17 protein-coding genes and 1 CRISPR repeat array are annotated in these 21,738 nt (G+C 69.7%); all 17 genes read right to left on the minus strand.

The features are described 5' to 3' along the window. The first annotated feature begins 43 nt into the window (after positions 1-43). A CRISPR array of direct repeats spans positions 44-886; the repeat unit is 36 nt; unit sequence GCCGCAATGGAGCCCGTCCCCGAAGGGACGGGAGAG. A 171-nt stretch (positions 887-1,057) separates the two neighbouring features. The 17 genes from cas2 to RIE08_02275 all read right to left on the minus strand — a co-directional run bounded on the left by cas2 (position 1,058) and on the right by RIE08_02275 (position 21,725). Further along, on the minus strand, positions 1,058-1,357 hold the full coding sequence (gene cas2 / locus RIE08_02195) for a CRISPR-associated endonuclease Cas2 (protein ID MEQ8716398.1): 300 nt from the start codon (positions 1,355-1,357) through the stop codon (positions 1,058-1,060). A 1-nt stretch (position 1,358) separates the two neighbouring features. Next, on the minus strand, positions 1,359-3,014 hold the full coding sequence (cas1, locus tag RIE08_02200; GenBank protein ID MEQ8716399.1) for a CRISPR-associated endonuclease Cas1: 1,656 nt from the start codon (positions 3,012-3,014) through the stop codon (positions 1,359-1,361). 8 nt (positions 3,015-3,022) lie between these two features. After that, complete coding sequence (gene csb2 / locus RIE08_02205) at positions 3,023-4,435, minus strand: type I-U CRISPR-associated protein Csb2 (GenBank protein ID MEQ8716400.1); 1,413 nt, start codon at positions 4,433-4,435, stop codon at positions 3,023-3,025. Further along, positions 4,405-5,379, minus strand: coding sequence for a type I-U CRISPR-associated RAMP protein Csb1/Cas7u (gene cas7u / locus RIE08_02210; protein MEQ8716401.1), 975 nt, complete (start codon positions 5,377-5,379; stop codon positions 4,405-4,407). Before cas7u ends, csb2 begins: the two co-directional genes overlap by 31 nt. Beyond that, complete coding sequence (csx17, locus tag RIE08_02215) at positions 5,376-7,631, minus strand: type I-U CRISPR-associated protein Csx17 (protein ID MEQ8716402.1); 2,256 nt, start codon at positions 7,629-7,631, stop codon at positions 5,376-5,378. Before csx17 ends, cas7u begins: the two co-directional genes overlap by 4 nt. Next, positions 7,628-10,000: a CRISPR-associated helicase Cas3' gene (cas3, locus tag RIE08_02220; protein MEQ8716403.1), complete on the minus strand. Its 2,373-nt coding sequence runs from the start codon at positions 9,998-10,000 to the stop codon at positions 7,628-7,630. The genes csx17 and cas3 overlap by 4 nt, the downstream gene beginning before the upstream one ends. 137 nt (positions 10,001-10,137) lie before the next feature. After that, entirely contained in the window at positions 10,138-11,067 is a 930-nt protein-coding gene (locus tag RIE08_02225; GenBank protein ID MEQ8716404.1) for an EamA family transporter, read from the minus strand. A gap of 52 nt (positions 11,068-11,119) precedes the next feature. After that, on the minus strand, positions 11,120-12,286 hold the full coding sequence (locus RIE08_02230; GenBank protein MEQ8716405.1) for a heterodisulfide reductase-related iron-sulfur binding cluster: 1,167 nt from the start codon (positions 12,284-12,286) through the stop codon (positions 11,120-11,122). Next, complete coding sequence (locus tag RIE08_02235; protein MEQ8716406.1) at positions 12,283-13,188, minus strand: FAD-binding protein; 906 nt, start codon at positions 13,186-13,188, stop codon at positions 12,283-12,285. Before RIE08_02235 ends, RIE08_02230 begins: the two co-directional genes overlap by 4 nt. Then, entirely contained in the window at positions 13,185-14,654 is a 1,470-nt protein-coding gene (locus RIE08_02240; GenBank protein MEQ8716407.1) for an FAD-linked oxidase C-terminal domain-containing protein, read from the minus strand. The genes RIE08_02235 and RIE08_02240 overlap by 4 nt, the downstream gene beginning before the upstream one ends. Then, a complete protein-coding gene (locus RIE08_02245; protein MEQ8716408.1) occupies positions 14,648-15,571 on the minus strand; it encodes a nucleoside hydrolase in 924 nt (307 codons plus the stop codon). Before RIE08_02245 ends, RIE08_02240 begins: the two co-directional genes overlap by 7 nt. 70 nt (positions 15,572-15,641) lie before the next feature. After that, the gene (locus RIE08_02250) at positions 15,642-16,955 is read right to left on the minus strand and encodes a hypothetical protein (protein ID MEQ8716409.1); all 1,314 of its coding nucleotides are present in this window, start codon (positions 16,953-16,955) and stop codon (positions 15,642-15,644) included. Positions 16,956-16,977: 22 nt separating this feature from the next. Next, a complete protein-coding gene (locus RIE08_02255; GenBank protein ID MEQ8716410.1) occupies positions 16,978-17,514 on the minus strand; it encodes a hypothetical protein in 537 nt (178 codons plus the stop codon). Between the two features lie 69 nt (positions 17,515-17,583). After that, positions 17,584-20,532, minus strand: a complete 2,949-nt coding sequence (locus RIE08_02260; GenBank protein ID MEQ8716411.1) for a LysM peptidoglycan-binding domain-containing protein — start codon at positions 20,530-20,532, stop codon at positions 17,584-17,586. A 28-nt stretch (positions 20,533-20,560) separates the two neighbouring features. Then, positions 20,561-20,968, minus strand: coding sequence for a hypothetical protein (locus tag RIE08_02265; GenBank protein ID MEQ8716412.1), 408 nt, complete (start codon positions 20,966-20,968; stop codon positions 20,561-20,563). After that, positions 20,965-21,333 (minus strand): TadE/TadG family type IV pilus assembly protein, encoded by a 369-nt coding sequence (locus RIE08_02270; protein ID MEQ8716413.1) that lies wholly within the window; start codon positions 21,331-21,333, stop codon positions 20,965-20,967. The genes RIE08_02265 and RIE08_02270 overlap by 4 nt, the downstream gene beginning before the upstream one ends. 47 nt (positions 21,334-21,380) lie before the next feature. Then, entirely contained in the window at positions 21,381-21,725 is a 345-nt protein-coding gene (locus tag RIE08_02275) for a pilus assembly protein (protein MEQ8716414.1), read from the minus strand. Positions 21,726-21,738: the final 13 nt, after the last annotated feature.

The raw sequence follows: 21,738 nt of genomic DNA on the forward strand, positions 1-21,738 counted from the left end.
GGAGAGCTGTGCAGTCGGGGCGTGCCGCGGTGACTGTCACCGTGCCGCAATGGAGCCCGTCCCCGAAGGGACGGGAGAGCGCAGCGTCGCCCACCAGCCGCGGGCCTCCATGTCGCGCCGCAATGGAGCCCGTCCCCGAAGGGACGGGAGAGCTCTCGGTGGTGGTCATGGTGGTCAATCCTTTCGTCGCCGCAATGGAGCCCGTCCCCGAAGGGACGGGAGAGATGCAGGACGCTAAACGTGCCGTCGAACGGGAACGCCGTGCCGCAATGGAGCCCGTCCCCGAAGGGACGGGAGAGCGGCGACATACCCGGCGCGGCGTTGGCTGTCCTGTCGCCGCCATGGAGCCCGTCCCCGAAGGGACGGGCGAGTCCCAACGAGTTCCGCCTGCTTGGTGGGTATCCAATCGCCGCAATGGAGCCCGTCCCCGAAGGGACGGGAGAGGTGACCGTCGCGTTCACCACAGACAGACCCGCGGCTTTGCCGCAATGGAGCCCGTCCCCGAAGGGACGGGAGAGCCCCGCGGCGAGCCGCTCCTCGCCGAAGTCATCACCTAGCCGCAATGGAGCCCGTCCCCGAAGGGACGGGAGAGCGGCCACATCTCGTTCTTCCGGACCGTCTGCGATGTGCCGCAATGGAGCCCGTCCCCGAAGGGACGGGAGAGCTCGACGCTGCGCCTGTGGGCACGATGGCTGTACCGCGCCGCAATGGAGCCCGTCCCCGAAGGGACGGGAGAGCTGCCGCTGCCCGAAACGGGGCGTCTGTGGTTGCAGCCGCCGCAATGGAGCCCGTCCCCGAAGGGACGGGAGAGCCGGCGAACAGGTGGTGGATCACCGACACGCTCTGCGTCGCCGCAATGGAGCCCGTCCCCGAAGGGACGGGAGAGGGCTCGCGGCATTCGGGGCCCGTGACCTGGGGTTTTTCCGCAACCTGCGAGCGCTGTACGGCAGCGTCCTTCGTAGATCTCGAACAGGTCGGTTGTCAAGCTGCTGATACCTCGTGACCAGCGGACGAGCGCTCCCCGGGTTCGGCGCTTCACCCGAGCGCTCGTCATCCGTCACACGATCGTCGGCCCCCCGGTTCGCGGGAGCTGCGGACGCATTCCCATGAAGTCGAAACAGTGCCGGCCCCGGCTGTCGGGAGAGCCGAGTTCCACGAACGCAATGCTGTCGACCCGATGATCGATCACGTCGCGTAACTCTGTCCGGAGCCGCAACATCTCGACCGCCGACAGGTCACACAGGAACACCGAGTACTGGAGCCGGTTTCCGTACCCCTCGACGCACTTCGCCACCTGGCGCAGCCGCCCGTCGTCGCGGATGTCGTAGGCGACAAGGAACCTGGTCCGATCCGCCATGTCACCTCGTTACGAACGTCACGTACTCGGGCACCTCGCCCAGCAGGTGCGCAGCCAGGAGTCTGGCCTGCACTTCGAACACACGCCGATAGGTGATGCGATAGCCGAATACCGGGTGGCGGATCTCGTGATCGAGGCGCCGCTCGTACGCAGCGAGCACCGCCTTGCGACCGCCCGACGTGAGTCCCACACCACCGGCACGAACGACGAAGTCGCTCTCCCCGACCTCACCGTTGTTGATCACCTGCAGGACGACCGAGTCCGCAACGAGAGACCGGAACTCCTCGGCGAGGTCCAGCGCGAGCGCTGGCCGACCGAATCGCGGGCGGTGGTAGAAACCGAGGTACGGGTCGAAACCGACAGCCAGCGCCGTCACCGTCAGGTCCTTGACGAGCAGCGAATAGCAGTAGCCAAGAAGACAGTTGACGGCATCCAGCGGTGGGCGTCGGTTCCTACCGTCGAAGCGGAACGGCGCGCCGGGCAACGTCGCCTCCGGCCTCAGCATCCGCGGGAAGTGATCGAAGTAGAGACGGGCAGCCGTCCCCTCGATCCCGAGCAACGACGGAACCGACACGGCGTCACCAGCCTCTGACGCAAGGTCCCGGAGCTGATCGAGAACCCTGTCATCGCGATCTCGGCTATTCCGCCGGAGGAACGTGCGTTGGTTACGGATCTTGCCTTCGACCACGATCCGCGCGATCTCCAGTCCGCCCTGGCCCGCCACGATCACCTGGCGCCGCCGCAGCTCGACGTGCTTGGACGGCAGCCCTTCCGCGATCCCTGCGAACCACCCGCCGTAGCTGAACCAACAGACGGGGATCTCCCGGGCGAACAGCTCGCGAATTGCCTGGGTCCCGACCTGGATGTTGCCGAAGACCGACACCTGGGACACGTCGATCAGCCGCACCGACGCGACAACGTCGCCGTCCTCTCGGACCTCGAGCCGGCCCCCCTTCTTGCCGACGTACACGCCCTGCTCGGTCACGTAGAGCGGCCGGGCCGCGGACGCAGCCGGCATCAGTCGCCGCGGCCTCGCCTCCGAACGCGCCGACAGCATGTTCGTCTCGTCGGGCAGGCAGATCCCCACGAGCGAACACCGCGGACACTTGGGGCTGTCCACCAGCGGCGGTGGCGCTGAATCGGTTGCGGCAACGGCTCGTAGTTCCTGCAGTAGCCCGAGCGTCCGATCGACGAGTTCGTCGTCGAAATCGACGACGACGCGGCGCCGGGCGCCCGCGAAATAGAGGACGCCTTGGTCGCAGCGGTATCCGGCATCGCGAAGCAGCAGGCCCTGCACACACACCTGGACCCGTTCGGGTTCCCAGGCACCCGCGGGCGTGTCGGGTGGATGACCTCTCTTGGTGTCCACGGGGATCACATGGCCGTCGGCGTCGCCTTCGATCACGTCAACCCGCGCGACCAGGCCGAGTTCGTCGGACGACAACAGGACCGAGCGAGCACGACGGATGTCGTCGTCATCGTCGGGCGACGGGACGCGGCCGCCCTCCCGGTCGACAGCCCGGTGGTGCCAGCGGCCCTCGACTGTGTCCCGGTTGTCGGCCCAACGGGCCTGAACCCATTCGAGGAAGAACAACCGCGGGCAGTAGGCGAACTCGTTCACCATCCGCGCCGGGACGAGCTCAGGGATCGTACCCATCGGTTTCCCTACGTCACCGGGACGAACAGCCCGAGGGAGAAATGGGCGAGAGATCCGAGACAGATCGGCCCCCCGATGGGCGAAGCGAAGCGAATCGTCACGTGACGGGCGGGCCGGGCACTGCGCATCGACCGCCCGTCGGGACGGTGACGTCGGAACCTACGCCAGCTCGGATCCTGGTCAACGTCCACGTCGGCGGCAGGAAGACCGCGGCGCTCCACCTCGGCGCGAACCTGCTCGGCGACGTTCGCCTCCCAGCCACGGGCGTCCTTGGGGTAGCGGGTGATCACGAACGGAGTCGACGTCCGCCAGACCTTCGAGGGTGCGCACAGCTCCGGAGCGACCACGCTGACGTCGCCGACGCCCTCGACGATGGCCCGTACGGTGGGCACCTCCTTCAGGTGGTCGGACCACAACGCTTCGAGGGACACGAGTCCCCGGACGTGATCGGGATCGAGTCCCTCCGGTGCCCAGAGGACGGCAGTGTCGACCATCTCTCCGGTCGAGGAGAAGACGAGGTAGTGGGCGTGTCGGTGTTGATCCACCCGCTTGCCTATGTCAGAGCCGCGACCCGACAGCGTCGCGGAACGGTCCGGACCGACCTTGAGCGCTGCCTGACGGAGCACATGTGCCACGGCGAGGCTCTGATATCGATGTGGCAGCGCCGGGCCGTCGAGGAGGTAGCGGACCGCGGTCGGAACCCTCAGGGGTCGGCGAGACGGCCTCGCGGCAGCCGCCCCGGCAGTGGCGTTCGAGGCGTATGGAATCGCGATGACGCTGGCCGGCTGGAGCCGCTTCGAGGAACGCACTGAGGACGGCGTCGCGACCAGCGCGTCGACGTCGAGCGGCGCGGTCGCAGCCAAGAGGTAGGTGGGATCACTCGCCTCGCCGTCGACGGAGGTGAGAGGCCGCCATCGAATCGAGCGCTCTGCCACGCTCTGATCCGTGAGGCGTGCGTCGCAGATCGATTCCGCGCGCCCGAGGAACCCGATCGATCCGACGAGCTGCCCGAAGATCTCGGACTCCGCACCGTCGAGGTCGACGTCCCATGAGACGATGAGACCTCGATCCGGCCGGCAACTGATGAACCCGTCGAGCGCAAGGTTGCGGTCGTAGTTTCCCGCCGTGTGGGCGTCCGCAGCGAGGTAGTGACGCGTCGACCCGTAGCGCACCTCGTCGGCGCCGTACTCGGGCGGCACGGTCAACCTGTCGAGCAGGGAGTGGACGGTGTCCTCATCGAGCCCGGGATGGCGGGTCTTCCACACGGCGTAGAGAGCCCGCAGGATCCGACGGGGCGAAGGAGGCCACTCCACCGCCCCTTCGTTGGTGTGACGCCCCCACGGGGTCGCATGCACGCGCCCCCAGGGAAACCGGATCTCGATCGAGACCGTCACTTCTTCGACTTCTTCTTCGCCGCCCACACCACGGTACGGACGGGCTCGACGGACTCGAGCTCCGGGCAGGCGCTGGCGAGTGCTGCGATCCGAGCCGCGTGCTCAGCTGGCGGGGCGAGCTCCGTGCCGTCGTCGTCGATGACGACCGCGTCCTTCAGGTCGAAGTCGCAGGCGGTGCGCAGGCGGAGACCCGCGTCGAGCAGTGACGCGAGCTCCCAGTTCGCGACGGCCTCGAGCAGATCCGTCGCCTCCTCACTCAGCCGGTACGAGGCGAGCTGGCCTCGGTCGAGGCTGTATCGCAACACCACTCGGCGTGCCGTGAACTCCGTGCGGTGATGCGGCACGGTGCCGTACCCCTCCGCTGTCCCGGCGCCATCACGAACCCTGTTCGACACCTGGTCGAACTTGACACCTCCCGAGTGAGCCTCACGGACATCGATCGCATCGATCGCAGCGGTGACCGCCCTTGCGACCTTGGGCTGCGCGCTCCACGACTTCTGGGCGAAGAAGACCCCGTGGAGAAGGCAGAGCGGGTCGATCCTGAAGAGACGCCGGGAGAAGTCGGCGTGGTCGAGGGGACGATCGGATTCAAGCCCGAGCTCGTCGGGCAGGGCCTCCTTCATCGTCTCGCCGTCCTCGGTCGCGTCGAGTACGTACGCCGACGCGAGACGGTGGGCCTCGGTGCGACTGGATGCGAGGAACGAACCGTCATCGGCCTCGACGCGCACGTACGGGAGAGCATCGAGGGCGGGCGCCGGCCGGGAGCGGTCTCCGTCGTCGATCCAACCGACCGCCTCCAGGCGGTTCGCCATCGATTGCGGGGATTCGACGAGGATGCACTCGGTCCAGCCACCGGCCTCGCCGTCCCATGCCTCGAACCGGGCCGCGCCGAGGTCCGGGAACCCGGTCGGCTGGAACCGCGGCGAAGGGTGGGGAACGAGCTCGATCGTGAACGAACGGCGCAGTGTCATGACAGCTCCTCGGATCGGGGGGAGAACGTTGACGGATGGGGCGGATCGATCGAACGCATGGACCGGCTGGTGTCGCGCGGCGACATAGGTACGAGCGCCGCGTCGAAAGGACCGGTGTCGGTGCCGGCCGGCTCGATCCCTACAGGGACACCGAGGCCGAACTGGCGCAGCCGGGCAACAGCGAGGCGGGTGGCAGTCATCACATCGCCGCGCGCAACAGCCATGACGTGGCTTCCGGTCGGACGGAACCGCACGGAGCGGTCGATGGCACCCTCGCCCCCGACGCGAACTGTCACCCTGCTGAAGAAGGGGACGGTCGTCGCGAACGCCGGACCGAGCGGAACGCCGATTTCATCCGCGGTGGTCGCGGGAGCTGAGATCCCGCGCTCGGCGTCGGTCCAGTCGAGCATGACGAGCGCCTCCAACCACTCACGGATGAGGTGATCGTCGAGCTCGCGCGCACCGAATGCGATGACATCAGCCAAGCCGCACGTGACGGACCCGTCGAAGGCGACGTCGAGGCCCGGTGAAGGGAGCACGTCCCCCTCCTCGGGCGCGCCACCGTCGTGGGCGATCGGATGCTGGGCGCAGCGCACGCTCCGTACACGCCACCCGTCCCGGATGGCCGCCCGAACATCCCGCGCGGCCAGGTCGACGATGATCGGATGATCCGACCACACGAGCACATCCACACCTGATGGTGAGGCACCGGTGGCGCGGCGCCAGCCGTCACGCTCGACCGGACGGCACAAGACGCTCATGGTCGAGACCTCGCGGGCCTGAGCCCCGCGTTCGGGCGCCCAGGTGCGGTCCCGGAGCGACGCGATCGCCCGAGCGACCCGGAACTCCGGCGTTGCATCGTCCAGAAGATCCAGCCAATCCACGGCGCGAAGGCCCTGGACCGGACGGGTCACGGTTTCTCTTGCCGATTGGGATCGACCGACGGCACGCTCGAGGGTGAACAGCGCCGACAGCAGCCCGCGCGCGTTGTCGGTGGTGTCCCGCTGGGCGACGTCGAAGATCCGACGGCGAGCGACGTTCGCCGCACCCTTCACGGCCTGGGTGGGATTCGAGACCCGCTCGACGGAGCGGAGGAACGGGTCGATCGCGGCGGTCAGCTCCACACTCCGTCGTTCGCCCGTAGAGAACCTACCGACGGGCACGGCGAGGTTGGCCTGCCCATGGCGCTCGGCAATGAGATAGCGCGTGAACGCCGTCACGCTACGGTCGACGCCAAGCGACGCCGCAGCACGGGCGAAGTCGAGTGTGGAGGTGCTCTGTGAGCCGGACCACTGTGCCCGTCCCTCGGCGAGCATCACGCGCACCTCCGGAGACGTCATCGGCCGGGACCACTCCGGGAGCCACAGCTCCGAGCGCACGTTCTCACGATCGGCGGCCGTCGGCGCGACTCCGTCGGAGACACGAACGGTGAAAGGCACCGCAGCCGCCTTCGAGCCATCGAGACGGCGAGCGACGCCCGAGGCGAACAGCGACGCACCTTCGAGAGCAAGAAGAAACGAGACCGGGTTCACAATCGAGCTCGACGGGCCCATGTTCACTCCCCCGGCACCGGCCGGGTCGAACTGGCCGACGAGAAGCTCCCTGAGCTTCGGCGCGCCCTCACCGAAGAGTGCGTGGCGGACATGGTCGCGCACGTCGCTCTCCGAGCACAGCCACCACGCGGCGTCGTGGGCGTTCGAGGAGAGATCACCGCTGCCGAGATTTCCGCCCGTTCCACCGAGGAGATCGGGGTACTTCTCGTCGTCGCCGAGGATCACGACCGCCGTGTCAAGCCATCCCAGGGCTTCGTCGGGCAGACGGCCTCGACAGAGCTTCACGAACTCGGCCTTGTCACGGGCGCCAACGGACCCACCGCCGATCAGCCCGAGGTGCTCTGCCTCGAGCCAGACCTCCCGCGCCGCCCGGATGGCCCGCCGATATGGCTCGAGACGCGGAAGGTCGGACTCTTCGATCGAGGCGACCCGCTTCTCGCTCGTCTGGAGACGATCGAGCCGAAAGCCACCACGGCTGTTCCACGGCGAGATGATGGGAAGGGGCCGGTAGGTGTCGGCAAAGAAGTCGACGAAACCCTCACGGTCCGCGTCGGTGAGCTCCACGTGGAACCGCGCCTGGTGCCACCAGCCGGCGGCATCGGGATCGAGTTGTTCGGAAACGGCGCTCAACACGCCGAATGCTGAGAGGTACGAGAGAAGCGGCTCGGTGGCACAGCCGTCGAGGCGGATGACGGTCACGCTGTCTCACCTCCGACGATCATCCGGCTGGCTCCCCAGTCGGCGAGGCGGACCACCGCTTCGAGGAAGGCGACCCGGAACGGTCCAAGATCGCTCCTGTCCCTGAGCGCGACGGCCGCTCTCGTCCACGCTGCCGCTGTCTCGACGAGCTCCAGAGCCCCCTCAGGCGACGTGCCGCTCGGGGTCTCCACCGTGGGTAGCGGCGAGCCATCGACCACGCCGAGCATCACCGGTCGACCGTCGCGGCTCCGCTCACCTGGCACGCTGCGGACCGACAGGCGGACCCGCCCGTGGTGAGCCGCAACCAGGTAGCAGCACAGGTCGGCCTCGACGAGACCGTCGAGGAGACCGGCCGCGTGACCGCGCAGGGCCACGAGCGATGCGAGTTCGTGTCGGAAGTGAGGCTGGGCGAACCGAAGCCGGCCTCGCCCCGGAGTCTTCGCCACCAGACCCGGCGGGGCTGGTGAATCCTCCCCGCCCGCTTCGCGAGCCGCACCCTGCCAGACCTCATGTGCCTTGCCGAGGTCGTGCAGTGCCGCGGCCGCCACGCAGGCGGAGCGCAGATCATCAGTCAGATCGGGCGCGAGGACATCCACAATCTCGGATGCGACACGATCGACGTCGACGAGGTGATCGCTCAGCCCGTACCAGATGCCGATGGTCGAGGCGGGCTCGGCCTCCAGAGACTCGTCGTCACCGAAGCCGGTTGCTTCGGTCTCGGCCTCCACGGGAACCACCGGCACCTTGTTGCGCCGTGACCATCCGATTGCCGGGTCGTAGCCGCCTCGGGCGACGTCCACGACGACGACCTGCCCGGGTCGGACATCACCGGCTCGGGCGGGCTGCCACACGCCACTGCTCGCCCGAGGGTCCACGGCCAGCGGCCGATGATCGGAGCCCGCCAGCCACTTGCGGAACTCGCCGATGGAGACGGGACACAGCTCGTCGGTATCGGGCGACGGCATCGACGGCTCCGGCTCGGCGCGCCACGCGACGTGGACATCACGCTCGTCGCCGTCGCGGATGAATTGGCTTACGTCGAGGGGATCACCCGAGAGATCCGGACTCGTATCGAAGAGTTCGACGAGGTCCCGGCGGCGCAACACGTGATGGACTCGCCGCTGCGGCGGCGGCCCGAGATCGCCGAGAGTCCGCGGAGACACCGTCGAGCCCTCCAGTTCCCGGAGAGTGATTCGCGCCCCGTCGAGGTCCGATTGCTCGTAGGGGAGGGCGTCACGATCGTCGAGGTCCACCCACCACAGCTCGGCGGCATCCACACGCCCAGCCCGGTTGCATCGCCCCGCCCGCTGGACGATCGACGGCCATGGCGCGAGCTCGGTGATCATCGTCGCCGCGTCGACGTCGACGCCCGCCTCGAGCACCTGGGTCGACACCACGATGCGCCCGGGCCCGGAGGCATCCACGGGGGCAAGGGCCGACTCGGTGTGGTCGCGGCGTTCGGGCGGTCGGAACCTGCGGTGCAACAAGACGGTCTCCTGAGATCCGTCCAGCGCCTCGACCGCGCTGTACACGTGTTGGGCCCGCTCGACGGTGTTGCACACGACCAGCGACAGCGTCCCGGCACGGTGGCGTTCGAGCGCGTGCGCAGCAAGGGATCGCTCCGGCTTCTTGCGATCGGTGACCGGCAGCTCGCGCACGGTCTTGGTTGCGTCGACACGGCGGAGGAGCTCGTCGCTCGCACCGTCGAGAGCGAGAGCGTCGACGTGTCGATCGATCGCCGGAGCATCGACGGTCTCGAGGAGTGCCCTGTCGAGGGTCGCCGACATCCACATCGACCGCGTGGGGAGGATCGTCCCCATCGTGTCCCGGAACGCCTGGAGCTGACGGCTGTTCACAGCGGCCAGCTCCATCTGCTGGACCTCGTCGAAGACCCACTGCGTCCCGTTGTTGAACAACCCGAACGAGATCGGCCACGACCAGCGGGAGTCGGCATATCCGCGGTTCAGCGCCCTCGACAACAACATGTCGACCGTCCCGATGAACACGGCGTCGTCACGCGGGGCCATCCGCCATGCACGGTCGTCCCAGGACTCCCCGCCCATCACGGTGTAAACGTGTGTCGCAAGTCCGAGGTTGGCGACCCATCGCCGGACCCTCATGACGGTCTGCTCGACGAGGCCCCGCGTCGGGAGCGCAAGCACCAACCAACGTGGCGTCTGGGTCTGCACATCCTCCTCGCGTTGGTATCGGCGATAGAGATGACCGAGCACAGCCGCCTCCGTTTTTCCGGAGCCGGTGGGCGCGGTGAAGACCGTCGGGAGACCCTCTTCGGCCAGTACGCGCTGATGTGGAAACGGCCGGGCGTCGCTTTCGCCGAGCGCTAGTGCGAAAAAGTCGTCAAACGTCATCGGTCCCCGGTACGCCGCCGCTGTGACATCTATAGGAGCTTCTCTCACGACACTAGACTGATCTCCTGCACGGTGAGTCCAGAAGCTGTCTGTCCCTGCGGCGGCTACGAGAGTTCACCAGACGACGATGCCAGCGCTCACCCGCCCGCTGGCGCCTGCGGGGCCGACGCGACGGAGCGGGCCGCACCGACGGCGCTCACCGCCACACCCGCGACGACGAGAACGACCCCGACGACAAGCCCGACGGTCAGGTCCTCGTCGAGGACGGAGACGGACAACACTGCTGCCACGGCCGGTTCGACAGGCGTGACCGCCGCGAAGTCGCTGACCGCGATGCGCGCCAGCGCGTAGGACCAGATGACGACGATCAGCCCGATCGTCACCACGCCGAGGTAGACCACCGCCACCGTCGAGCCGGCGGTGTCGAAAGCCTCGGGTGCCGTTGCGACGGCGAAAGGTGCGAGGACGACGCCACCCCCGGCGAAGACGACGGCCATCGCGGCAACCGGAGCCATCGCGTCCATCGCCCGCTGCGCGACGATCCCGAACACCGGCACCATCGCACCCGCCAGGACTCCGAGCGCGACCCCCGCCGCGTCGACGTCCGCGCCGGTCCCGGTCAACGACCCGACGCCGGCGAGCGACACGGCCACGCCGACGAACCACGTCCACCGGGGGACGAGACCACCGACGATGCGGTCGGCGAGTCCGGACGCGAGCGGGATGGTCGCGACGGTCACCAACGTCCCGACGGCGACGCCGGCGCGGTCCACGGCGCCGATGAACGCGACCTGGTTGACAGCCACCGCGGCGCCGGCGACGACAACATGGACTCTGTGGCCCCGCGGCACGTGCAGCGACCGGCCGGACCCGACCGTGACCACCAGGAGACACGCCCCGCCCAGGACCGCCCGCCACGAGGACGTGGCGATCGAGCCGAGCGCGTCCGGGGCCAGCTCCGCCGCCGTGCCGGCCGTTCCGACGATTGCCATGGCGACGACGATCGCCACGATCGCCGTGGCCCGTGACCCGGTCCGCAGCACAGGGAGGCCTCCACCCGACGTCATCGCCTCATGTTCCCCCGCGGCGGTTGGCAGCACCGGGGATTATCCCGGTACCTCAGCCGTGCAGGGCCCGGTCGATCAGCGTCATCGGGTGTTCGACCGCCACTCCCCCGGCAACGAGGTGCAGCGCACAGCCGGGGTTGGCGCTCACGACGACGTCGGGAGCGACCGCGTCGATGGCGGCGACCTTGCGGTCCCGGATCGCTCCCGCGAGCTCAGGTTCCAGCAGCGAGTACTGCCCGCCCGCGCCACAGCACAATCCGTCGTCGTCGAGTTCGACGATCTCGGCGACGAACGGTGTCAGCACCGTGCGGACCGCGTCGTGGCAACGCTGGACGTGGCGGAGATGACAGGGATCCTGCACCGCCACCCGGAGATCGAGCGGCCGGACCGTCGGAAGGACCCTGTCGACCAACCACTCGTGGACATCGAAGACCCTCGAGGAGAAGGCCCGGGCCGCATCGGTTCCCAGCAGGTGCGGATAGTCCTTGAGGGCGGCGCCGCAACCCGCGGAGTTGACGAGGACGGGACGGACCTTCGCCGGGTCGTCGCCGTCGTCGCCCGAGTCCGCTCCGGCCACGGCTGCGACGACGTCGCCGGCCATCGACCGGGCGGTGTCGCTCAAACCGGCGTGGAGGTGCAACGCGCCACAGCACCCCCCGGTGTCGCCGGTCGGGCGGACACCGACGCCGGCCGCGGCGAGCACCCGGATGGTCGCGGCATGCACGTCGCGCTGCCACGCGTCCATCACACAGCCCGTGAAGAGCCATGCGTCGTCGCCGGTCGCCTCGAGTGGCGCCTGACGGGCGGGGATGTCGGTGGGCAGCCCGAACCGGCGGCGGATCCCCGCCGGTACCCGCGCCAGGGCGGCGCTGCCGGCCCGCAGCACCTTCGGGTGGCGGAGAGGCTCCAGGGCGATCCGCTGCCAACGCGGGGTGAGGTCGCCCACGAGCGCGGCGCGGGTCCCCTCCATCAGCCGCCCGTAGTCGACGCCGCTGGGACACGCCGTCTCGCATCCCCGGCACTGGACACATGTCGTGAACGACCGGAGCACGTCGTCGGTGACGGGCGCCCCGTCCTCGACGGCGCGCATGAGCGCGATGCGGCCCCGGGGCGACTGGCTCTCGTCGCCGGTGACCCGGAACGTCGGGCAGTGCGGGAGGCACAGTCCGCACTGCACGCAGGCGGCGAGGTCGTCGCCGTCGAGGCCCAGGGCGGTCACGGTGTCCGTCCGGGGTTGAGCCGGCCGGTCGGGTCGAAGTTCTCCTTCATCCGAACGGAGATCGCCGCGACGGCCGCAGGCAGTGGGCGCGGTGGCTGAGGTTCATCGGCGAAGAGGATGCCGACACCGTAGGAGGCGACGAACCTTCCGGGGGGACGGGGCGCTGGGTCGCCAACTTCGCCCGTGGGCACCGACCAGCGGTGCGGCGGGAGCGGTGGCGGACCGTCGACGTCCTCCCAGCCGGCGCCGAGCGAAGCGATCTGGGCCTCGACGTCCACCGCGTGTCCCTCGAGGTGGACCCACGTGACGGATCCGTCGCCGACTACGCAGGCCGGTCGCCACAACATGGCGTGAACCCGGAGGGGATCGGCATCGGCGCAGCGCAGCCACCGTGACGCCGCCGGCACCGGGTTGACCCGCAGCACCACCTCGGCGATACAGCCGAGCGTCCCGAGCGATCCGACGAAGAGTCGCGGCAGGTCGAAGCCGCTCACGTTCTTCACCGTCGGCCCTCCCCCGGTGACCACCCGTCCCTCGGCGGACACGTAGCGCACCTCGAGCAGCGACTCCCGCACCGTGCGGCGCGTGCCGAGGTCGAGGTGGTTCTCACCGACGGCGAGCGCTCCACCGACGGTGCCTCCCCGGTCGGGTAGTGCGCTGCGTTGTCCGGCCGGGGACAGGACCGCCTCGAGGTCGGCGACCGTCGTGCCGGCACGGACCCGGACGGTCATCTCCTCAGGCCTGTGTTCGACCACGCCCCGGGGTGCCTGCACGATCCGCGTACCGGCCACCGGTGCTCCGCCCCGGTCCCAGCGGGTGCGGGCGCCTTCCACCGCGACGGCACCGTCGGTACCGATCTCGGCGGCGAAGGCGACGAGCGCGTCATCGACGGTCCGCATCATCCCCATACGTCCGTCGGCACGGACCGCAGGGCCGCAATGTCGGCGCAGGAGTGGCTGGAGGGCAGGACCTTGCCCGGATTCGCCCGGCAGAAGGGGTCGAAGGCGCGTCGCAGCCGGGCCTGATGGTCGAGGTCGTCGGGGCTGAACATCTGCGACATCAGGTCCTGCTTCTCGACGCCGATTCCGTGCTCCCCCGACAGGACGCCACCCACCGCGAGCGACGCCTCGACGATCTCGCGCCCCGCGGCGTGGACCCGATCGAGGATCCCGGGCTCTCGGGCGTCGTAGGCGAGGATCGGATGGAGGTTCCCATCGCCGGCGTGGAAGACGTTCATCACGACCAGGTCATGGCGTTCGGCGATCTCGTAGACCTGCGCCAGTACCTCGGCGAGGCGGGATCGGGGCACGACGGTGTCGTGGAGGTAGTAGTCCGGCTTGACCTGGGCGATCGCCCCGAACGCCGTCTTGCGGCCCTTCCAAAGCAGCGCCCGCTCGGTGTCGTCGGCGGCGATGCGCACGCTGGTGGCGCCGTTGGCCCGGCCGACCGCAGCGATGGCCTCGGCGTCGGCGGCAGTGCCGCCTGGTAGACCGTCGACCTCGGCTAGAAGGACCGCGCCGGCGTCGGTCGGGTAGCCGGCGGAGACGAAGTTCTCGACGGCGACGGTGATGCGCTGGTCCATGACTTCGAGCGCCGCGGGGACGATGCCGGCGGCGATGATCGCCCCGACCGTGTCGGCGGCCTGGGAGATGGACTCGAAGGCGAGGAGCAGCGTGCGCACGCTGGGCGGGTCCGGGGTGATGCGCACGGCGATCTTCGTCGCGATGCCCAGCATCCCCTCACCGCCGATGAAGGCCCCGCGCAGGTCGAGACCGGCTGGTTCCGGGTCCAACCCGCCGAGCATGACGAGTTCTCCGGCCGTCGTGACGACCTCCATTGCGAGGACGTGGGCGTTGGTCACGCCCTCGGCGAGGCAGTGCGGACCCCCCGAGTTGGTTGCGACGTTGCCGCCGATCGTGCACACCTGCTGGCTGGAGGGGTCCGGCGCGAAGTGGTGACCGGGCAGCGCCCGTGACAGGTCGAGGTTGACGACCCCGGGTTCCACCCACGCGACCCGGGCATCGGTGTCGACCGAGAGGATCCGGTTCATCTTCGTCATGACGACGACGATCGGCGCACCGAGTGGGATCGCCCCACCGGCGAGACCCGTCCCCGCGCCCCGGGGCACCACGCCGCGACCGTGTTCAGCCGCGATCGCCATGATCGCCTGCACCTCCCCTGCGGAGATCGGGAAACACACCGGCCCCGACAGGCCACCGGGGTAGACGGAAGCGTCATGGGCCAGCAGAGAGCGCTCTGCGGCGTCGTCACGCACCCGGTCGGCAGCGAGCGCCGCCCGCAGCGCACGCACGACCGGATCGGCGTCCCGGCCGTCGCGGGCGATGACGTGGCGGAGACGTTTCAGCACGAGAGCAGGCGCCTCATGAGTGCGAAGAAGCCGTCGGAGTCGGTGTCGAGCGCGACCGTCGCGTTGAGCTCACGCCCCGATCGTCCGTCCAGGTCGACGACGGTGCGCCCGAAGCTCAACGTCGACTCCGTCTCGATGTCCACGCGGGCCTCACGGGTCGTGAAGAGCTCCGGCTCGAGGAGGTGGGCGATCACGCACGGGTCGAACATCGGCCTGATGCGCACGCCCCGGGCACGGTCGTCGTCGTTGTAGTACCCGGCGATCAGGGCCGCCGCCATCTGCGCGGCCGGGGTGTCGATCGCACGGATCGCCGCGAGTTCGGCGTCGGTGGCGTCGGCGGCGTTGCACGCCTCGAGGCCGATCATCGTGATCGGGATACCGGACTCGAAGACGACCTTCGCGGCGTGGGGATCGACGAGGATGTTGAACTCGGCCGACGGCGTGATGTTGCCGGCGCCGACGGCGCCACCCATGAGCACGATCCGCCCGACGGATTCGGCGAAACCATCGTGCAGAACGATCGCCGCGGCGACGTTCGTCAACGGTCCGATCGGACACAGCGTCAGGTCCTCGGTGGCGGCCGCCGTCGCCACGAGGAAGTCCACCGCGTGACCAGGCGCGGGGTCACGGCGCGGTTCGCGGTGATCCCACCCCCGCAACCCGTGACCCGAGTCGAAGTAGGAACGGAAGGGCGCAACGAGTGGCCGGTGACAGCCGCTGAAGACCGGTGGCGGATCGTCCCCGCCGACCACGTCGAGGACCACCCGGGCGTTGCGGTTGCACTCGGCCTCTGACACGTTGCCCGCCACGGTGGTGACGCCGAGGACCTCCAGGAGACCCGAACGCTGCGCCCCCATGGCCATGGCGATCGCGATCGCATCGTCTTGGCCAGGGTCACAGTCGATGATGATCTTCACGTCCGACACTCTCCCCTGCCGCTAGGCCGTCCCTCGGATCATCGCACCGCGGCGCGGTGCTCGTCGCCGGTCACGCCTCCAACAGCAGCCACAGCCCGGCTATGGAGTACAGCACCATCACGAAGAGCATCGTGTACTGACTGGTCGTCGCGTCGCGGGACTCGAATCGGGCGACGGCCGTGTCGTGGGCGACGACCACCGCGGCCACGTGCCCGACCACGATGGCCAGCGCCTGGATCCAGGCGACCACGTCGGGCGAGATCACCGTGAAGTCGATCGAGCCGTCGGCGGTGCCGAACAGGTCCCACCCCTCACCGAAAGGGTCCGATAGACGGAAGGCGAAAGACTGGACCTCGTCGATGAGCAGTTGCGCGTAGTGCGCGACGGCGTACCCGAAGACGATCGGGACGAGCGAGGGGGCGAACCACCGCGCCGTGTCGCGATGGTCGGTGGCGGTGATCGCCGCGACCGAGCGCACGCCGACGGCGTAGAGCATCCCCACGACCTCGATGGACACCACGAGCCCGACCAGGAGGTAGAACGCCCCGGTCCAGCGGTCGGGTCGGCCGACGAGGTCACGCCACGCCTCGCTCTCGGCGAACCCGTCGAACGTCGTTCCGCCCAGGGTGACCAGGATCACGGCGAGTGTTCCGGTCTTGACGGTGACGCCGGTCAGCCCAGACAGCGGCGCCCGGAGCCGCACCCGGCCGTCGTCGACGTGGAGCGGCGACAGCGCGGCGAACAGGGAGAACAGCACGCCGAACCCCTCGCCGTCGCGCAGCCATCCCCTGCCCCAGTGCCACACGCCGAAGACCATCGTCGCGGTGTAGAGGACCAGACCGATGCCCAGGATGCGCGGCGAGTCACCGGCGGGATGGACCAGCTCGAGGATCAGGAAGGCGAAGATCCCGGCGGCGGCCGGCCACTGGCCCAGCGTCGTCGACGCGAGATCCGGCTGTCCGACCGGTCGACCGAGGCGGCGTTGGAGCGATTCGACGCCCGCGCCGATCGTCTCGAAGGGACTCAGTACCCGCCAGACGTCGCCGAACAGCGCCGACGCGACAGCGAGGCCGATCCACACGACGACGTAGATCGTGACGGGTGCGAGGTTGGCGTTCGGCGAGTCCACGCCGAACAGGGCGGCAGCCACGACGAGCACGAAGAGCGCGAACGAGACGGCCTGCGCGACTCCGGCGACGACGCGTACCGGCGTGGCGACCGCGCCGACCGGGCGGCCTTCCGCGGCGGCCGCGAGCTTGGGTCGGCTCCACAGCGCGCCGAGCGCCACGAAGGAGATGACGAGCGCGGCGGCGGCCGCCCAGGCGAACTGCCACAGCGGCAGCGGAAGGTCGCCGCGGGTTCCGACCCCGTGTCCGAGGATCATCGGTGTCTCACTGCGGTGGAGTTCAGCTCACCGCGAGTTCGAAAGCGAAAGTGACGGACCGCTCGAACTCCACTTCGAAGATGCCGGGGATGTCGGCGACGAAGGAGATCGACCCCGTCGCACCGGGCTCGAGATCCAGAAACAGGTCGTAGCCGTGGACGTGGACCTCCTCGGCGACGTCGGAAGTGGCGTTGATGACGACGGTGTCGCCGGCGTCGACGTCGATGCGGTCGTCGACCACCGAGACCGCGCCGGCATCGAAGACGAGGTCGACGGTGACGGTTCCATCGTCGGTGGTCGGCTCTGGGGTCGGCTCCTCGGTGGGTTCCGGCGTCGGATCCCCGGTGGGCTCAGGCGTCGGAGTCGCCGTCGGCTCCGCGGTCAGCTCTTCAGCGGTGGGTTCCCGCGTCGGCTCGTCCGTCGGGTCGGTGGGCTCGTCAGTCGGGCCGGGGGTGGCCGTGGGAGTGGGGTCGGCAGCGGTGTCGTCGTCGTCACCGCCGCATGCTGCGATGACGAGAAGGGCGGCGAACAGGAGGAACAGCAGATGGGAGCGGCGCACGCTCAGATTGTTCCATCGTCCGTCCCCGAAAACGCCCCAGCCACGGGCGAAATCGCCAGGCGGATGCCCTCAGGCGACGCCGGAGTGCCGCAGGTCCCGGTACAGCTCGACGAGGTCCGGTGCCACGACGTCACCCTCGGACTCGGCGACCCTCTGCAGTTCCGCCATGGTGGCGCGCAGCTCCGACGGCCGTCCCGCGGCGTCGGCGATCAGTAGTCGGCGCCGGTAGCAGTCCTCACAGCCGGGCATCACGAGCTGGCCCTGGTGAACGGCCCAGCGGGCGACACCGAGGTCGCCTTTCTCCACCGCGAGGTCGGCGAGGCGGTGGGCGGCATCGCCCATGACGTACTCGACGTGTGCCCGCACGACGTGATCGCTCCACGCGAACCCCGGCCCGGCGAACGGCGCGCCGCGGACCAGCGCCAGCGCCGACCGGAGATGGTCGATCGCAGAATCGTCCGGGCTGTCGCCGGCCGCGGCGATGTGACCCTCTGCGATGGCGAAGTCGGTGGTCACGTCGTCGGCGAGGCGGTAGCACCGGTCGGGCCCGACCCTCGGCAGCAGATCCGAACCATCTGCGTCGCGGCCCAGGGCACGACGGGCGCGCCACAGGACATTGGCGAATGCCCTGTCACCGGGTGGGTCCTCGGGAGGCCAGACCCAGCGCTTCAGTCGGTCTGCATCCGCACCCTCACGGTGGAACGCCAGATAGGTGACCAGATCGAGGGCCGCCGGGGAGGTGAAGCGGTGTGCAGCCCCCACGACGTCGACGACGCCGAGAATCTTGATCTCCACCACACCCCGGGGTTCCGCAGCTCGCTGCGCCGCGACGAACGCGGGGACGACCGCCTCGCCGACGACCCCGGGCGCCAGTTCCTCCGTCTCGTCCCCGTCCGTCCCGTCACCCTCGGTCCCGTCACGCTCCCTCTCATCACCCTCCGTCCCGTCACCCTCCGTCTCGTCCGCGTCCGTCCCGTCACCCTCGGTCCCGTCACGCTCCCTCTCATCACCCTCCGTCCCGTCACCCTCGGTCCCGTCACGCTCCCTCTCATCACCCTCCGTCCCGTCACCCTCCCTCTCGTCACCGTCCGTCCCGCCGGGCGATTGCCGTTGGTGACTCGTGCCCTCCTCCGCTTCGCGGACAGGTGCGCCCGCGATGTCGATGCGGGTCACCTCCACCCCGAGTGGCTCGAGACGCACCGCCCCGTCCCCGACCTCGACCACCCACCCGGCCCTCCCGTTCGCCGTCACGGCGATGATCCCGTCGCGGAAATCCAGCCGATCGAGCGACTCGGGTTCGTCCGTCACGAGGTCCACCACGACCCGACAGGAATCCCCGGCAGGGTGTGCGTCGGCGTCGAGCAGTGCGGCGAGGCTCGGGTGGACCGTCACGCCATGGTCGACCCTGTCCCCGAGGACGTCGCCCACGGGATCCACGACAGCGACCTCGACGCCCCGCTCCACCAGGTCTGTCACGACTGCCAGGCCGAACGGTCTGACGTCCGCCCAGGACCCGCGCAGCCGCAGATGACCGAGACGGGCAAGGTTCACGAAGAAACGTCCGCCGGTCCGGTGATCGCCCAGTGCGACGTAGGGCTCACGTCCGGCGCCGGTCACCGTGCTCCGGAACCGCTGCAGAGCCGCCTCACCGAGCTCCCACGACCACCCGTCGTCCCGAACCGAGATCCCCGCCGGCGCATGGCCACGCGGGGCGACCAACAGCACCGTGATGCGGTCGGCGATCGCCAGTCCGAAGATCTCGACACCGGGATCCTCGACGGCCAGCGCGGCGACGACCCTGTCGATGTCATCGATCTCGTCGTTGCCGCCCGAAGGGTGAACGCCTCCGTCACAGGCATCGTCGCCGGCGTGCGTCTCACTGCGCCCGTCGCCGCCGGCCTGCTCGTCCCCGGGCCCTCCACCGGTTCCGGACGTTCCACGCCGACGCACCAGACCGTGGAACGCCACTCCGAGTGCCGTCACAGAGGCGCCCGCAGCTGCGTCGCCGAGGCGACCCCCGGGTCCGAAGCGGCCGGTGAGCACCGCCCCGAGCCCTGACTCGCTGATGCCCGCCGGATCGAGGACCGGCGGCACCGACATCTCCGACGACACAGCACCAGGCACCCCGAGCACCGGCGGCACCGACATCTCAGGAGACTCACCAACAGGCACCCCGAGCACCGGCGGCGCCGACATCTCCGACATCTCGGGAGACAGCGCCTCGCCGTCGGCGACCTGCGAACGCGGCTCGATCGGCGGGCTGTGCTCCAGCCATTGCGTCGATGGCAGCACCACGACGGCACCGGGATGGATGACGTCGGGGTCGTCCGGATCCACGAGACGGTCCCTGTTGGCCTCGACGAGGTCGACCCACACCTCTGCCACCACGGTCGGATCCTCTGACCGGGTGATGCGCCGGGCGATCGTCCAGAAGTCGTCACCCTCGGCGACGACGTAGGCGCTGCCGGGAAGAGTCACCCGGGACTCTGTGGGGATGTCGTCGCCCAGATCGGGATTGAGCGCCGCGACCTCTCGCCAGCGGCGCCCATCTCCGAGGTGGGTTGCGGCGAGACCCCACCAGGTCTGGCGGGACCCCACGGTGTGCTCGCGTCCCGCCACGGCGACGGGCTGATCCGATACCACAGCCGTCGACCCGGCCGGGGCCTCCGTCACCACCGTGGTGGCGACGGATACCACCGTGACCCCCGAGACCAGGTTCACGGCGAGACGGTGCAGCGCGCGCGACACCAGGCGCGGCCGGCGAGGAGCGCGGTGGCGCACCCGGGCGACGGTCGCCCAGACCACAGCGGCGACGATCTGCAGCCAGACGAGGGCGACCACCGCGGCGATCCCGTAGAGCAGGGCCCGGTCGAACTCGTCCCCTGCGCCGCTGAACGCAGCGCGGACCTCGAGTTCGGTCGGCAACCGTGACGGCGGGCCCACCAGGACGGCAAGCGCGAGTGGTACGCCGACCACGAGGACGACGAGGACCACGAGACGCACGACGCTCGACACCATGCGGCCAGCGCCCGCCCTCAGCCGGCGACTACCCACGATCGAGCCCCTGATCGGCCCGGCTCGAACCCGTCGCCGTCACAGTCATCTCGCCGATCGGCAGGATCACCGCCCCACGACGCAGAGTGACCGTCACCTCGGCCACATCACCGGAGACGGTGACATCCACCGCCGAGAACCCGCGCGCCGCGAGGTGCTGGCGGGCGGCCGCCTCCGCCTCGGTCGGGTCGAGGATCGCGTCGCCCGTCTCACGCCAGGCGTCGACGTCCACATGCTGGGCCGCCGCCCTGGCTGCGTCGTCCGCCAGGTCCTTGGCCGTGCCGATCATCGCGAGCTTGCGGCCGCCGTCCACGGCGAGACCGGCGACGAGGACGAACGACAGGGCGAGGATGGCGACCATCGCCGTGACCGAACCCCGGTCCCGTGTCGGCGCAGTCACGGCTCGACTCCCCGGTAGACGTCGACCTGCTCCACCGCCGTCGCGGAGAAGGTGTGCGAGCCCGGAGCCCCGATGAAGGCCAGGTCGGCCATGTCCACGACACAGTCGACCGTCACCGACACCGACCCGCCGGGTGAGACGTCCGCGCTGACCGAGACGCTGTGGGCGTCGCACGACGCGAGGTGCCCGGCGGCCGTGGATTCGGCCGATGCCGCAGCGTCGGCGGGCGTCCGCTCGACCGAAGCGTGCCGGGCGGCCTCGGCCGCGGCGGACGACACGACGGACTCCCGGTGCGCCCACCGGCCGGCGAACACCACCAGCAGCAGGAACGCCACGAGGACCGGTGCCATCACTGCGAGTTCCACGGCGACCACCCCCCGTTCACAGCGCGGCCGGCGGCGTGAGCGGGCGATCACGGCGCTTCGACCTCGGGCCGGAACCGCTCAGTGGGCGCCACTGCTCGGGCGGACACGTCCCAGGTCAGGCCGGGGAGAAGTGTGGGCGCGGTTCCGGTCACCGTCGCGGTGACGATGTCGTCGCCACGCTCGACCGTGACCGAGGCCCCCGTCACGTTCCCGGCGGCAGCCAGGAACGACGTTGCGGCTGCTCTCCCGTCACCGGCTCCACCGTCCACCGCCGCCGCCCGATCGGCTGCGATGTCGGCTGCGGAGTCCACGGCCTGCTGGGCATGCCACCACAGCCCCGTCTGGACGATTCCCATGACGATGAGGATCAGCAACGGCACCAGGATGGCCATCTGGGTGGAGGTG

The organism is Acidimicrobiales bacterium, assembly GCA_040219085.1.
Lineage (GTDB): Bacteria > Actinomycetota > Acidimicrobiia > Acidimicrobiales > JAVJTC01 > JAVJTC01.